Consider the following 14,968-nt stretch of genomic DNA (forward strand, 5'->3'; position numbering starts at 1 on the left):
TTTGGCTCGAATGTACATGCATCTCAATTATTTTTCAACTTTGTGATATATTTCACATATTTAGTATTTAAAATAATTAGTTTCAAAATCCACCTTTACAATTTACCCACCTAACCATTTGATTATTTGGATCTATTTTAAATGCCCAACCCTTTCATGCTGCCCTCTCACACCTGTAACTTAAGCTCGGTCTTCGTTTGTTTCGCTAAAATCCAAGCCAGATACAAACCCACAGTAAGCATTAAGACCAAGAGTAAATAAAAAGGTAAATGGATCGCATAACGGTATAAAAAGGTACTGGATAACGGTGCAATAATTAAACCAAGTGCCTGAATTGCGGTACATAAACTCGCCATTTTAACTTGTGCATTTTGGCTGACTGATTGTGCTGCCCCTGTGGTGAATGCAGGAATTAGACATGCAACGCCGACGCCATAGAGTGCATAACTCGCTTGGAAATAAATCATCTGATTCGCATTTAAAGACAATAATATTCCTGCAATCATTGCCGTAATCCCTAAGCCTACCAAGGCTTGTAAGCTCAATTTGACAATTTTTACGATAATAATCTGAGTCAGAACCAAACTAAAACCAACAATTAACATACACTGAGAAAAGTAGCTTGCACTCTGCTGTATGTTGAGTTGAAAGCGATCCTGAATATAAAATCCTGCTGTCATATTCAAAGTCACGATTGCCATATAAGTACTAAAACCAAGGATTAACCACGGTAAAGCTGGCTTGATTGAAAACGCTGTTGATTCATCTTTTAAGCTTTGTTGTATTGAATTAATCTGAGCAATCGTATCTTTATGAAAAAACACGGTCAGTAAAACACTAAAGATCATCAGTACAATAACAGCCACCCACATTGACAATAAAATCCCACCTAGCAACAAAATAGAAGTTACAAATGGCCCAATGATCATCCCTAAACTGTTCATTGCACCGTACATTGCCATTTTCTGACTTCGTTGTTCTGTATCAGTGACATGCTGCATCACATAACTTTGTAAACCAATTTGTGGCATTGCCATGAATGCCCCTGTACTTGCACGGCTGAGTATAAGAAGTATAAAAATTGCGACAGGAGCTAAACTTTGATTGATACCAAAATAAAGGATGAGTGTAAAAATCGCCCATGTAATGGTCATTCCCCAAAAACCATAATTCATCAATTGATATGGTGTTTGTATTTTCTGATGCTTAGCAATAAAAATTGAAGCAATTGCCATACAAATCGCACCCGCAGATACAATCATGCCACCCTGAAGCTCGGTTAAGTGTAACTGCCGAATTAAAGGTGCAAGCAAAGGCAAAATCATGGAAAAACAAGTGCCGTTGGCTAAAGTTGCCCAAGCCAATAATTTAAAATTTCTTTGCATAATAAATGTCATAAAAAGAAAAGGCATCTAAAAAGATGCCTTTTGATTGAATTAGTATTTGAGGGTATAGCTCAAACCATAAGTACGACCTTGTGCAGGTAAACTTGAGATTGCACCATATACAGCTTCAGCAGCTTGACTGTATACCGTTTTATATTCTGTATTCCAGACATTATAGACACCAAAACCAACTGTTCCAGGGCCTGCTTTTGCATTGGCAATCACATCCATCACAGCATAACCTTTGATTTTTGTCGCAGCATTAGGGCGAACATTGGCATCATATTTTGCAACTCGAGCATCTTCATAGGCTTTATCGGTACCTTTGACTGCAAGCATTTGTACTCGTAGTCCATTACCTTGAGTATCTTGCCACTCACCAAATACTGTTCCCTTGATTGGAGAAACTTGTAAAGCATTTAGCTCTCGCCAAGTACCAGCAGCATCTTTAAATTGACCTCTAGTATAAGAAACTGTTCCACCAACATTAAATTGATCGAGTACTGGCATACTTGCATTTGCTTCTAAGCCATAAACTCGCTGGTCTGTGTCAGCCACAGTCACGGAACGATCGGCTTTAAACTGAATCACCTTATCAGATGTATTGTAGAACGAGGTTAAACCTAAATTCGCTCCATGATCATTCTGCATTCTCCAACCCAACTCATAGTTGTTGACGGTAATTGGATCTACATTTTCAGAACGTACAATATAACTTGCTGAAACATCACGTAATACACGTTGGATATCTGGCAAACTAAAGCCTTGTGAGAAATTAGCAAATACTTGTTGCTGGTCATTTAATTTATAAACTGCACCTAAATTAAATAAGGTTTTGTCATGTTTGACTGAACCTGCTGCAACCTTACCTACAGGCTGACCCGTGATATCTCCTTGAATCGCGGCAACGGTTGGTTTAAATGCCCCAGTATCACTTTCAATACGTTGGTAACGTAAGCCAGCTTGAACATTCAAAGCATCAGTTAAATCATAATTCCCTTGAACAAATGCACCTAAATTTTTAATGGTTGCATCTGGACCAAAAGCATAGCTACGACCTGTATTTTTATATTTCAACCCATTATTGGTAAAGCTATAAAGATCTGCTGTTTGCTTATCTTTCTCATGATCATAATCAAGACCATAAGTCAGTTTTAAATCACGATCAGCAAGATTGAGTTTTGAGGTAATGGCTGCACGTACACCCGCAACATCAATATCAGATTCTGATTGGTAGGCTAAATAATAGCCTGCTGGAATAAAATTGCTTAAAATGGTTGGATAAAATCTTGCTTTTTCATTGCGATAATAGGTCTCAATGTTTAGCTCTTGCCCTAATACATCCGTATTTTGATATTGCGCATTCACCGCATAACGTTTGGTAAAAGGTTGATTATCAATCTCGAAACCTTTTAACGCTTTTAAACTTGGTGCATTCCCTCTTAAAACTGCAAAATTTGCTCCATAATCAGGGCCATATTCTGAATCTTGTTGATCATCATAATATTGAGCGCCAAAGCTTAACTTTTGCTTGTCTGTTAATTGCCAACTTAAACGACCATTTACATCGACTGTCTCAGTGTCTTGACGATCAGTTTGTGCGATTTCAGGTCCAATACGGTGACCATGACTGTCTTGAATTTCCCCACGTTTGGTATAACCAGCACCTAAGAAACCATTCCAGTCCCCTTGATTAAACGCAATTGATTGATAAGCCTCATAAGCAAGTGCATCATTTTTAAAATTATCACCAGAGGTCACGCCAACTTTTGATTCAAAGCTTAAACCGTCCTTAGTACCTTTTTTGGTAATAATATTAATAATACCGCCTGTTGCCCCAGAACCATAAATGCTACTCGCACCTGAAACCACTTCAATTTTTTCAATTGAGTCTGGGCTGATACTATTCAGTTGACGAGCAGCATCACGTGAACCAGTTTGTGCGACACCATCAATCAAAACCAGTACCTGACGGCCACGCATGGTTTGACCATAGTTGGTGGTTGTACCACTACTTGGACTCAGTGAAGGAACGAGTTGAGCCAAAATATCTGCAAGTTTTCGCCCAGCAGCAGCTTGTTGCTCAATTTGTTTTTGTTCAATTGATTGTACTGTCCCTGCAATTTCCGCAATACTTTGAGCTGAACGAGTTGCTGTCACTACGATCGGTGCAAGTTGTGCTGTTTTTTGACTTTCTACAGCAACTGCTTGAGTAGATGGTGCTGTTTCAACAGTTTGAGCATAAAGCTGTGTACTTATGGCTAAGCTCAAAAGTGTGAATGATGTCGAAAGTGAACGAACTTTCATAAATTACCCCTAGGTATGTTGTTGCGTTTGTTTTGCTTTGTGAACTAGAACTTGACTGAGCAAGATGCTCAGTACAGATGCGGCTGCGAGAATGAGATAGAAATTTCCATAGCCAAATGCCTTAGCCAAGAAACCCGACATCGCTCCGCCAATGAAATAAACAAGCAGCTCAAAACAGACTAAAATCGTAAAGTCTGTTCCTGCTTGCTCCTTAGAACTGGTTTGCATGAAATGAGCATATAAAGCGGTCATCGCGACGTAACGAATAGCTAAAATGACAACGACAAAGACACCAAGTAACATTTGCCATTGATCAAACCAACTCAGTAGGACAGCAGCCCCAAGTAAGGCATAAATCAAAGTTCGTGCCCAACCTGCCCAAATCAATAATTGAGTTGCTGCTAATTTTTTTAATAAGAATGCTGCGGATACTGCTGCCAATAAACCTACGCCAGCCCCGACAACAGACATCAGTACGCCAATGTGTGCCAATGACCACTTTTGATCAATCAACATGGGATTGAGCATTGCCATCGCGGGGGCTTCAACCACGCGATAACAGACAATCAAAGCCAAAGCCCATAACATTTCAGGGCGTTTAAAAGCACGAATAAGGCTCGGTGCTTGCTTGGCAATTTTTTCTGTATTCGATCTTTCTTTGATTTGGAAAATAGCCAACATGGTCAGTGCTGTCATTGCAGCTAAAGCAATCAATGCCGTTTGCCAACCATAGAGTTGATACAACCATAAAGTGCCAGCCCCCCCCACCATACTGCCTAAAGCAACCCCAATACTTTGCGCCATACTACCAAGACGATATTCAGACTCGGAAAATGTTTCAACGGTATAACCATCAATCGCAATATCTTGGGTTGCAGCAAAAGTCGAAATCCATAAACCCACAATCACAAAGACACCTAAACCATAGTCAAACTGTGTCAATGCCAAAGCCACCACGCCCAAGACCAATGCAATCTGAGTGAATAACAGCCAAGTTTTGCGTTTACCCAGTGATTTCAAATAAAAGCGATCAAGCAATGGTGCCCAAAAAAACTTAAATGCCCACGGGATATACAGTAGTGACAACATCCCAATCCAACGCAAATCCACGCCTTGATGGCGTAGAATCGTAGGTAAAGCCACATTGTAAAAATACAATGGCAAGGCATGTGCAAGGTACAGTACCACCACAACCGATAAGCTCAGCGCGGATACTGTTCTATTGGGAAAGGCATTGTCATGATTCAATTGTTGATTCATAACCACCTCTGCACAGCCCATTGCACAGCATCGACTTGGTTCAAACTAACGAAATAAGGCACATGCCACGCTTTTTGCAAAGCTGGTGTGTCCAATCGAATTCGATCTGCTTCATCTTGGGCAATACGGACAAATCCCAAACAATATTGATAAAAATCAGGTTTATATTGCTTATACCATTTCGTTTGAATTGCCCGATATTCTTCGGGAAATTCGGTATTCAGCTCAGTTTGCATAATCAACACAAAATTTCTTTTTTGTTCGAAATATTGTTGGATATGCGCTAACCATTGTTCAAATTCTGCCACCGAGACATGCGCGGCAAAGCGCATGTCTAAGATGTGCATCTCATTGATTGATAAACTCATGTAACACTCAGGATTTTGGCTGGTTGATCTGCGAGCTGTTGTTGTAATTGCTGTGATGTTTGGAGCGATTGACCAAACTTGTTATAAAAAGTTTCTCTAAAGCAGTAGTACAACATGGCGGTTTTCTCAGCCATTGGAATGAGACGTTGGCTTTCGTAGCACATTTCCTCGACGACTGCCGCATAAGGCTTAACCGTATGATCTGGTTCACCCACAATTTTTTTGGCTTGAGAATTTTCAAAAATATAGAAACTGAGCAAGCGAATAGTTGGACGCAAAAATCCTTTACCAAATACAGACTTATCGCCAAAAAGTAGATGCCAGCCTAGATCGTGATCATCACCCTCGTAATAACGACCTAAACGATCCCGTTTACCTTCATAGATCTCGGTATAGCCCACATCTTTACCATCTACCCCAACAATCAATAATCGCTGATGGTCATCTGCAAGCATCTTGTCGAAATACACCTGTAAATCCAGTTCAGATTTATTCAATTGCCATTGTGGAATCACATGTGGCTCATGCATCCATTGATGCAATAAAGGAATATCTTGTGGATATTGCACTTGTCTTAAATAATATTGCGTCCCATTCTCATGGTATTCATAGTAATCAGGGAGTCGCTGAGAGATTGTGTTCATATCAGACCTTTATTTATTCAATCTTAGAAATATTTAGCCAGCTTTAGATTTAGCTTGTTGAGTGCCCCATTCCGCCAATGTCTCTGGACTCACTGGGTTTGCAATTGGATCTAGGAAAACAGGAACAGGACGTTCTGCTTCATCGTTATAACTTGTGGTAAATAAACGAACACGGTTCAAACAAATCTTGGTGTAAGTTGGTCGTAACATGGCAAATTTTTCAGCACGTTCAGCCAATTCAGGATACTGTTGGTTAAACTCAACGATAGCGTTGGAAATGGTTTGCCAGAAATCGAGTTCTGAATATTCAGGATAATCTTGCAAGAACACATTACAGATATAGCGGTAATGCACCATGAACAGACCTGTGAAAATGAAATGACTTAAATCGGTGGCTTCATGACGTAATAACAAATTAGCTTCAGAGGGCAATTGCGCCAACTCAGGGAAATCTTCATCCACCAAATTGATATCATCAATGAAGTCTTTTAAGACCAATGCTTTTGGCACGCCATTTTCATGCACCAACATGGTGTTTTCGCCGTGTGGTGAGAATGCTAAACCGTAGCGATACAAACAGAGTAATAACGGACTTAAACAGACTTGTGCAAATTGCGTTAACCAAGCTAAAGGGCTTAAACCTGATGCTTGAATCAGTACACTAAGGATGGATTGACCTAAAATATCTCGGTGTAATAAGGCAGCTTGAGAAAGTACTTGCTGTGATGGGTCAACGTAGCGATCGACACTTTCACGCCATAAGCAGCCAAAGAGTTCTTTAAATTGATAAGGTGCACCTTCAATTCGGTCAAAACAGGGTTGATGAATGGTTAAGGTCGCCACTTCACCCAAGAAAATCACGCCAGTTTTTTGTAGGTCTTGATCTTGTTGATGAATTTGCTTTAACCATGCAGTAACAGCAGGCGCTGCAAGATTACGTTTTGAAGGTAATCCACGATAAACAGCCGTGTTAAAAATACTCACTGGCAGTTTAATGTAATGACGTTGTAAGTTAGATGTATTGCATAGTGTGCGAATAGACTGCATGGGCACATAGCTGTCTTGGCTAATATTCAACTCAATAATTTTTTGATCGACAATTTCATTGGCATAAGTTGGAACGAGCCATTGATGCCATTGCCAAGCATGCACAGGAATCAAAAAATAATTTTGAGGGTCGAGATTTTTTTCTTTTAGAACATCAATGAATTGTTCAAGTTCATTTGCATCAAACTCATGTTGATACAAAGCACAAGCATCCCATTGTTCAGTGCTACGATATTCCGCTAAATCACGATGTACAGCTAACCATAATACTTTGACTTCTGGTGAAAGCTCTGGCGCAGCGCTTAAATAATCATCATAACCAAAGCCCATACGCCCCTTACTCATAATCAGCCAAGGATGACCGCGTAACATGCCTTCAACTTTATAATGCGATTCAGTTAAAACCGTAGCACTTGGCAAACGCGTTTCATTGAACAAATGTGCTTCTGCCAACCAAGTATTGTTCATTTCCTTAATCAAATACGCTTTGGTGAATGGCTTGACATTCGAGCTGTCAGACATTGCGACAATAAACTCATGTAAATTCCAAGCGGGTTGATCACTCTGCTGACCATTGCTTACATCACGTACTGAACCTTCCTGAATATTCCAGTGCCCAAGTCGATATTGATGACCTTGAAATTCATAATGACGATTGCCGAGATCGAGCTGATAACGTCCTACTGATAAGGCTTTAACTTCAATAATTTCTTCATAGAGAAACTCTGCAATCGCCATTTCAATGAGGCGTTGCCCTGCGGCACGCCATTGCTGCTGATTAATTTTTAAAGTTGCAAAGTTCATATCAATTTCTCATAAGTTGAATATACAGCAGCAGTTTGTGTGCGTGTGCCTGCACCACGACTGGTTGAAGGTGTCGTTATCGTGTTCTGTTCTGCTGTCTTTAAAATCGAAAGGTTTTTACTCGCCGTCTTTTCACAAAGACAATCTTCTGAAACGGCTCTTTTATCTGCCATGCAAATTTTAGGATTTTGAGAGAGGTCAAAATGCTGGAAAGTCTGTACCTGTTGCCCAAGCTCATAAATCTGACGCTCAGCCAATTGATTAATAATCGTAGCTGCACGATAAGCGCCAAGACCTAAGTCTGGTGTACCAACCCCATGACTATGCATTTCCTGATTTTGAACAAAAATATGACCATTCAGATGATGTACAACCCGATAGTCCTCAGTAATTTGCCAGCGCTGTTTATGATCAAATTCAATATAAGGTTTCAGCAACTGCATAAAACCAAAGTCAGGTGTGAAATAACCTGTTGCAGCAACGAGGAAATCACAATCAAGATGGAAGCTTTGCGCCGTGGCACGATGTTGGAAATGCAGTCGAATCTTTTGTGTATCCAACACTTCGGCATCTTTCAAATCACATTGGCTATGTAAATGTGTTTGTAAACTTTGACCCGCGATGCTGCGATGATAAAACTTTTGATAGATTTCACGAATGGTTTTTGCACTGATCCCCTTGTACAACAAAGCTTGCTGCTGCAATTGCTGCTCTTTTTTCTCGACTGGCAAATCATAAAAATGCTGCGCATAGTCAGGGCTAAAGTGCTCCAGTCCCAATGGTGCATACTCCATTGGGAAAAAACCTTGAGAGCGGGTAAACCAATGCAAATCAAATGAATGATTTGCCTCATCTTGCTGTTCATCAAACAGATCAATAAAGACTTCAGCCGCAGATTGCCCTGAACCAAGCACCACGACATCGCCTTGTAAATCTGTATCGGCATGCGTCATATATTGTGCAGAATGCAGACATTTTTGTGGTTGCTGTTGCTGCACTTTGGCCAAGCATTCAGGCAAGTAAGGCACATTACCGCTTCCAATCAATAGATGACGGCATAAATAACTGTGCTGAACACCCTCCGATTCCACCACGACTTTAAAACCAATAGTTTGAGGTTCGATTTTCAGAACACGAGATTGGTATTCGATACAATCAAGTTGCTCTGCAACCCATTGGCAGTAATGGTTATACTCACAACGCGGAATATGTGGTTGTTCTAAAAAGTAAAACTTATATAAACGTTGCTGATGGCGCAGATAATTCAAAAAGCTAAATGGACTGGTTGGATCAACCATCGACACCAAATCCGCCATAAATGGCACTTGTAATACCGTATTCGGTAACTGCATTCCCGCATGCCAATCGAATTGCGCCTTTTGCTCAAAAAACACATAATCGAGTGAGCTTTTGTTCTGTAAAAGGCTTGCCAGACTTAAGTTAAAAGGTCCTAAACCAATTCCAATAAAATCAAGCATAACTGACATCCTTCTGTGAGATACGCAGCGGATTTGGCAGTTGTACATAGACAGATTGATGTTCTACAGGTGCAATCAGTTCATCTAACTCATGCAAACGTGTGAGCAAATTACCTTTATAAGGTAAAGTTGGATTGAATAATAACCCCTGCAATAATGTGCTATCAGGATATTGCTGTAATTGCACCTGTAAGAAAGTTTTTAAATGCTCAAGCAATTCATCTTCGGTGATATAGCCTGTTGCACCAATCGCATTGATCATGCCAAACAAGGTATTTCCAAAGAAATAATAACTAAAACGTTCATCCACAAAATCTTTAGGCCCAACCGCAAACGCTTTTTCTTTTAGTTCAGGTAAGGCTTGCAGAATTTCAGTGGCAAATTCTTCAATGTAATAGAAACCTTGGTTATCACGTAACCACAAGGTTTTTGGCAAATGATTTTCTAATTCCAACAGTACATTCTGCTGATGTGATTCAAATGCCATGCCATAGCGATGGTATAGATACATCAACGGTTGCAAACTGACGTCAAGGAAACGATTAAACCAATCCAAAGCGATTTCTGAAAAATGATTTTCATGATGTGCTTTTGCAATTTTTGCGAATAAAGCATTAAAACGATTTAAAGGTTTATCTGGATGATCCTGACATAAGGATGCAATACAAGTGACTTGCTGTTGAGGATGGAATGGCTGATCACGGAAAATACAAATACTTTCATTGACCACTTCATCATCAATTTTTAATGCAATCCACGCTGGATCATTCACCGCTTTTAAACTTGGGCACTGTTTTAAAATGTTTTGACCAAATTCGCTGTGCCATAAACGGTGCGTCAGCTCGCCACGATGGCATTCTTTGGCTAAATTGACGCGAATAGAATTGGTGATCATCACTGAAAGTGAGGGTTTCACCATCCAAGGTGCATTAAAACTCGCAAGTGTACGAATCGATGTTGTTGGCGAAAATTGCCAGCCACGCAACCCTAAATCAATCAGTTGTCCTGTTTGTTTAAGACGTTCAAACCACGGTTTACTTTGTAAGTAACGCGCTTGCCAAGGATGTAAAGGCAGTAATTTATATTCAGTATGAGTTTTGAGTAGATTGAGATCATGTTCAGATAAATACCACTGTAAAGCAGCTTTGAGTTGAGCTGAAATACTCTCATCAATCGCACTCCCTTCAGAAATATAGTCTTGATGAACCAACCAATAATGCAGTTGTGTCTTGCCTTTATGTTCAGGAGAGAACTTTAACCAATCTTCGTGAATAAAGCCTGTTCTACTCTTGGGCGCAGGATGCATGCTATGCCCCAAAATCAAAGCTTGTTCAGTTTCAATAAAACTCTGACCTGCTTTAACGAGATCATCAAAATCATTTTCACGTTGTACTAAAAATTGTTGCAATGCATCCCGACTTTGAATCCATTTTTCAACCAATGAAGCAGCATCTAATGGAATCGAAGATTCAAAAACCAGTTCTTCAAGCAGGAGACCTATAATTGTAATAGGGCTTAAAGTCTTCATTTGTCCGTGAATAATCACCTGTGGAAGATCTGCTAAACGGTGACGTCCTACTCGACTGACATAGGATAGAGGGAAATAGCATTGCGCTTGAATAGAGTGGATTGGAATGGATAACAGCGTCAAACCTTGGCTAAACGCATGTTGTTGAGAACTTTGTTGATCATGCTTAAGCAAATAACCTTTGCCAGTTTCTTGCGTATAAGCATTAATGAAATGTTGCATCGCCAACCGATTGGCTAGTTGTTGCATCTTACGAGTCCTCTTCACAAAAGAGTAAAATAAGCCTGTTCCATAAAAGTTATAAATTGATTAAATTCAAAACCTTGAGCAGTCACTTTAAATTTATTTATGTTTCTTGATCGAAGATTGTAAAACCTAAGAATATTGATAATAATAATTATTATCATTTAATAATTCAATAGAAATCGAAAAAAAGGTTTTAAAAATATATCTAACAGATTGAATTCAGAGTTTTTTATTTTTATTTACATTCAGAATGATTCACATTTTGCACTATTCAACTTTTCATTTAATTAGGGAAATACTTATTTAGAATCATTTCTATATATTAAGTATTATAAATTAATAGCTTACGCCTTAAAAATAAAAACTCATGCAATTATTCATCTACAATATCAACAAAAGCTGCACTTAAAACCTTTGCCAAATCATTTGGGTGTAGCCCGACATCTAGCCCTCTTTTGCCACCGCTGATATACATTTTTGTCAGCCCTACTGCTTTATCAGAAATCGCCGTTTTTAAGCGCTTCTTCTGCCCGAGTGGACTAATACCCCCGACTAAATAGCCTGTTAAACGTTCCGCATCCTTCGGATCTGCCATATGCAACTTTTTACAACCAAAAGCATTGGCAACTTTTTTTAAATTAAGTTGATGATTTACAGGGAGTACGGCGATAAAATAATTTTTATCATCAGTCACCATCAATGTTTTAAATACTTCATCTACTTTTAACCCAAGTTTCTCTGCTGCCTCCAAACCAAAGCTTTTGGCATTGGCGTCATGTTGGTATTCATGTATTGAAAATTCGATTTTATTTGATTTCAAAACTTTGCAAGCAGGTGTCATTTGGATCTAGGATATAAAGTATTTAGAGAGACAAGTATAAGCGTTTTTTAAATAAAATTTAAATTTGCTTAGGCTATTTATAGCACTTGATAAATTATCAGCAATCTGCTTAAAATCTCAACAATTACGAACATTTATTAAAACGATGCCTTCTATCTATCAATTAAAACCAGCATTTCAGAATTTATTACGTCCCTTTGTGCAAAGATTATTCAAATTGGGAATCACAGCTAATCAAGTCACTTTATTAGCGATGTTTATCTCAATTTGCTTAGGCTATTTTCTGTATCAACATTATTTAACGCATTCTATTTCTTGGCTTTTATTACTATTTCCGCTATGGATGCTGATTCGCATGGCATTCAATGCAATTGATGGCATGTTGGCACGTGAGTTTAAACAGCAGTCCAATTTGGGCGCTTTTTATAATGAATTGTGTGACATTATTTCCGATACAGCACTCTATCTTTGTTTTATTGCCTTTGGTTTTATAAATGCAAAACTATTGTTATTTATCGTTTTTCTTTCCCTTCTAAGCGAATATACAGGTGTAATGGCACCTCTGATTGGTCAAGAACGCCGTTATGATGGCCCAATGGGGAAAAGTGATCGTGCTTTTTGGTTTAGTTTAATTGCTGTTATTATTGTGATATTTCCACTAATCAGTACAAATTTGCAACTTCTCAGTTGGATTTGTAATGGCATACTGATTCTAATTGGCCTACTACTTACGCTCACCATTTATAACCGAATTAAAAATAGTTTAAAGACAGTTTCGTAATTTTATTATTCAGGGTAAAAACAGATGTATAACAATACTCAACAAACCTTTACGAGTCATGATGGAACTGCGTTGTTTTATCAACATTGGGCAACCCTTAATCCATCTGCAACAAAAAAAGCCATCATTCTATTTCACCGTGGACATGAACATTCTGGGCGTATGGCGCATTTAGTCAACGAACTCAATTTACCTGATTTTGATTTCTTCGCTTGGGATGCACGTGGTCATGGTGATTCGCCTGGCGAGCGTGGTGATGCATTAAGTTTTTCAGCATGTGTTAAAGACATTCAATCTTTCGTGCAACATATTGAACAACAATATGCAATTTCAGCGGAAAATATCGCTGTAGTCGCGCAAAGTGTTGGTGCTGTTTTAGCTGCAACTTGGGTTCATGATTATGCACCTAAAATTCGTGCACTCTGCCTAGCCTCTCCTGCTTTTGATATTAAATTGTATGTGCCTTTTGCTGAACCAAGCTTAAGAGTTATGGCAAAACTACGTGGCAATTTCTTTATACAAAGCTATGTAAAAGCCAATATGCTCACGCATGATAAACAACGTGCGCAGAGCTATGATACCGACCCTAAAATTGCCAAAGCGATTTCAGTCAGAATGTTATTGGGGCTATACGATGCTTCAAAACGTATTGTCGCGGATGCACAAAACATCTTTGTTCCAACACAGGTTTTATGTTCAGGCTCAGATTTTGTGGTCTTCCAAAAACCGCAACAACAGTTTTATCAAAAACTACCGCATCCTAAAAAAGAATTTCATATATTAGATGGCTTCTTTCACGATACTTTGGGTGAAAAAGACCGTCATATTGCAACTGAAAAAATTCGTCGTTTTATTCAGCAATGTTTTGCTGTGGAATATCAAGCACCTGATCTGTTAAATGCCGATAAAATTGGTTCAAGTTGTGCGATTGCTGAAGACTTAAGTTCACCACTGCCTGCAAAATCCATAAAAAATGCATTTTGGGAAATCACTAAAAAGAATTTGAAAATAGGAAGTCATTTATCTAAAGGCTTAAAAATTGGTGAAGATACAGGCTATGATTCAGGCAGCACACTAGATTTTGTCTATCGTAACCAGACTGAAAGTAGCAATCCAATTGGAAAAATTATAGATCGACAATATCTCAATGCGATTGGTTGGCGTGGTATCCGTGTTCGTAAACAGAATATTGAATATCTCGTACAGAAATACGCTGACATTCTCATCAAAAAGCGTAAACCACTCAGAATTATGGATATTGCTTCAGGGCATGGTCGTTATATTCTCGATGCTGTTTCGCAATTACCTAAACGCCCAGACTCGATTTTACTGCGTGATTATAGTGATATTAATGTCCAAGCTGGGCAAAAAATGATTGCTGAACGTGGTTTAAGTGACATCGCTGAATTTGTTCAAGCAGATGCCTTTGATACTCAATCACTTGCATCAGTCAAACCAAAACCGTCTTTGGCTGTGGTTTCTGGTTTATATGAATTGTTTAGTGATAATGACTTACTTCGACAGTCACTGGAAGGTTTAAGTAAAGCCATTCTCAAAGATGGTTATTTAATCTATACAGGTCAAATTTGGCACCCTCAGCAAGAATTTATTGCACGTGCTTTAACCTCACATCGTGAAGGTGATGCATGGGTCATGCGTTTACGTTCACAAGCGGAAATGGATGCGCTTGTTGAAGCGGCTGGCTTTAAAAAAGTAGATCAATGTATTGATGAATTTGGAATTTTTACAGTTTCAGTCGCACAGAAACTTTAAATTACATTTAGCAAGGATGCTTTATTAGTAAATCTAAAATTCAAAAATGGATTGAAGAATATGTATACACCCGAAGATATGCGTAATTTCCCGCTTTGGACTAAAAACACCTTTAGAATCAATTATGATGTTGATTTAGGTGGGGATAATCATGAATGGCGTGAATGCGTAACTCATATTCTTGAAGTTTTGAAAAAATATTATCATTTAGAAGTTATTTCAGAACCACCTTTTGAACCTAAAGAGGATTTTGTTGACCTCACTTACACTTTAAACAATAGTAAAATCATTATTGGAAATGATTTTCTTTTTTCTATGATATGGATTGAAGCAGAAACTGTTGAACTATCTTTAAAAATTCAAGAAATTCTTGCTGATGATAACAATCTTCCACCCAAAAGAATTGATGATGAAGTACCGAAAAATTCTGACTATTCCAAATATAATATTCGAACGGAAACACACAGCAATAATACTTCTTCAACAAATCAAAAACCAACAATCAA

General features: G+C 38.6%; 11 protein-coding genes. 2 read left to right on the forward strand and 9 right to left on the reverse strand.

Translation table 11 applies throughout. The features are described from left to right. Positions 1-167: 167 nt before the first annotated feature. The 9 genes from CDA10_RS03030 to ybaK all read right to left on the reverse strand — a co-directional run bounded on the left by CDA10_RS03030 (position 168) and on the right by ybaK (position 11,908). Positions 168-1,385 (reverse strand): MFS transporter, encoded by a 1,218-nt coding sequence (locus tag CDA10_RS03030; RefSeq protein ID WP_089604041.1) that lies wholly within the window; start codon positions 1,383-1,385, stop codon positions 168-170. Between the two features lie 51 nt (positions 1,386-1,436). Further along, positions 1,437-3,692: a TonB-dependent receptor gene (locus CDA10_RS03035; RefSeq protein ID WP_089604042.1), complete on the reverse strand. Its 2,256-nt coding sequence runs from the start codon at positions 3,690-3,692 to the stop codon at positions 1,437-1,439. A 9-nt stretch (positions 3,693-3,701) separates the two neighbouring features. Further along, positions 3,702-4,952 (reverse strand): MFS transporter, encoded by a 1,251-nt coding sequence (locus CDA10_RS03040; protein WP_089604043.1) that lies wholly within the window; start codon positions 4,950-4,952, stop codon positions 3,702-3,704. Next, positions 4,949-5,320 carry a hypothetical protein gene (locus CDA10_RS03045; protein WP_089604044.1) on the reverse strand — a complete coding sequence of 124 codons (372 nt, stop codon included), beginning with the start codon at positions 5,318-5,320 and terminating at the stop codon, positions 4,949-4,951. Before CDA10_RS03045 ends, CDA10_RS03040 begins: the two co-directional genes overlap by 4 nt. Continuing rightward, positions 5,317-5,964 carry a GNAT family N-acetyltransferase gene (locus CDA10_RS03050; protein ID WP_089604045.1) on the reverse strand — a complete coding sequence of 216 codons (648 nt, stop codon included), beginning with the start codon at positions 5,962-5,964 and terminating at the stop codon, positions 5,317-5,319. Before CDA10_RS03050 ends, CDA10_RS03045 begins: the two co-directional genes overlap by 4 nt. 33 nt (positions 5,965-5,997) lie before the next feature. Then, entirely contained in the window at positions 5,998-7,815 is a 1,818-nt protein-coding gene (locus CDA10_RS03055; RefSeq protein WP_089604046.1) for an IucA/IucC family protein, read from the reverse strand. Next, positions 7,812-9,293, reverse strand: a complete 1,482-nt coding sequence (locus tag CDA10_RS03060) for a lysine N(6)-hydroxylase/L-ornithine N(5)-oxygenase family protein (protein ID WP_089604047.1) — start codon at positions 9,291-9,293, stop codon at positions 7,812-7,814. Before CDA10_RS03060 ends, CDA10_RS03055 begins: the two co-directional genes overlap by 4 nt. Next, positions 9,286-11,070: an IucA/IucC family protein gene (locus tag CDA10_RS03065; RefSeq protein ID WP_089604048.1), complete on the reverse strand. Its 1,785-nt coding sequence runs from the start codon at positions 11,068-11,070 to the stop codon at positions 9,286-9,288. The genes CDA10_RS03060 and CDA10_RS03065 overlap by 8 nt, the downstream gene beginning before the upstream one ends. A 370-nt stretch (positions 11,071-11,440) precedes the next feature. Beyond that, positions 11,441-11,908 carry a Cys-tRNA(Pro) deacylase gene (gene ybaK / locus CDA10_RS03070; RefSeq protein ID WP_089604049.1) on the reverse strand — a complete coding sequence of 156 codons (468 nt, stop codon included), beginning with the start codon at positions 11,906-11,908 and terminating at the stop codon, positions 11,441-11,443. Positions 11,909-12,053: 145 nt separating this feature from the next. On the opposite strand from ybaK, the gene CDA10_RS03075 reads away from it, so the two are divergent. Both CDA10_RS03075 and CDA10_RS03080 read left to right on the forward strand, forming a co-directional pair. Further along, positions 12,054-12,689: a CDP-alcohol phosphatidyltransferase family protein gene (locus CDA10_RS03075; RefSeq protein WP_089604050.1), complete on the forward strand. Its 636-nt coding sequence runs from the start codon at positions 12,054-12,056 to the stop codon at positions 12,687-12,689. A 24-nt stretch (positions 12,690-12,713) separates the two neighbouring features. Beyond that, the gene (locus CDA10_RS03080; RefSeq protein WP_089604051.1) at positions 12,714-14,462 is read left to right on the forward strand and encodes a bifunctional alpha/beta hydrolase/class I SAM-dependent methyltransferase; all 1,749 of its coding nucleotides are present in this window, start codon (positions 12,714-12,716) and stop codon (positions 14,460-14,462) included. The last annotated feature ends 506 nt before the right edge of the window (positions 14,463-14,968 follow it).

Origin of the sequence: Acinetobacter piscicola (assembly GCF_002233755.1) — a bacterium.
GTDB lineage: Bacteria > Pseudomonadota > Gammaproteobacteria > Pseudomonadales > Moraxellaceae > Acinetobacter > Acinetobacter piscicola.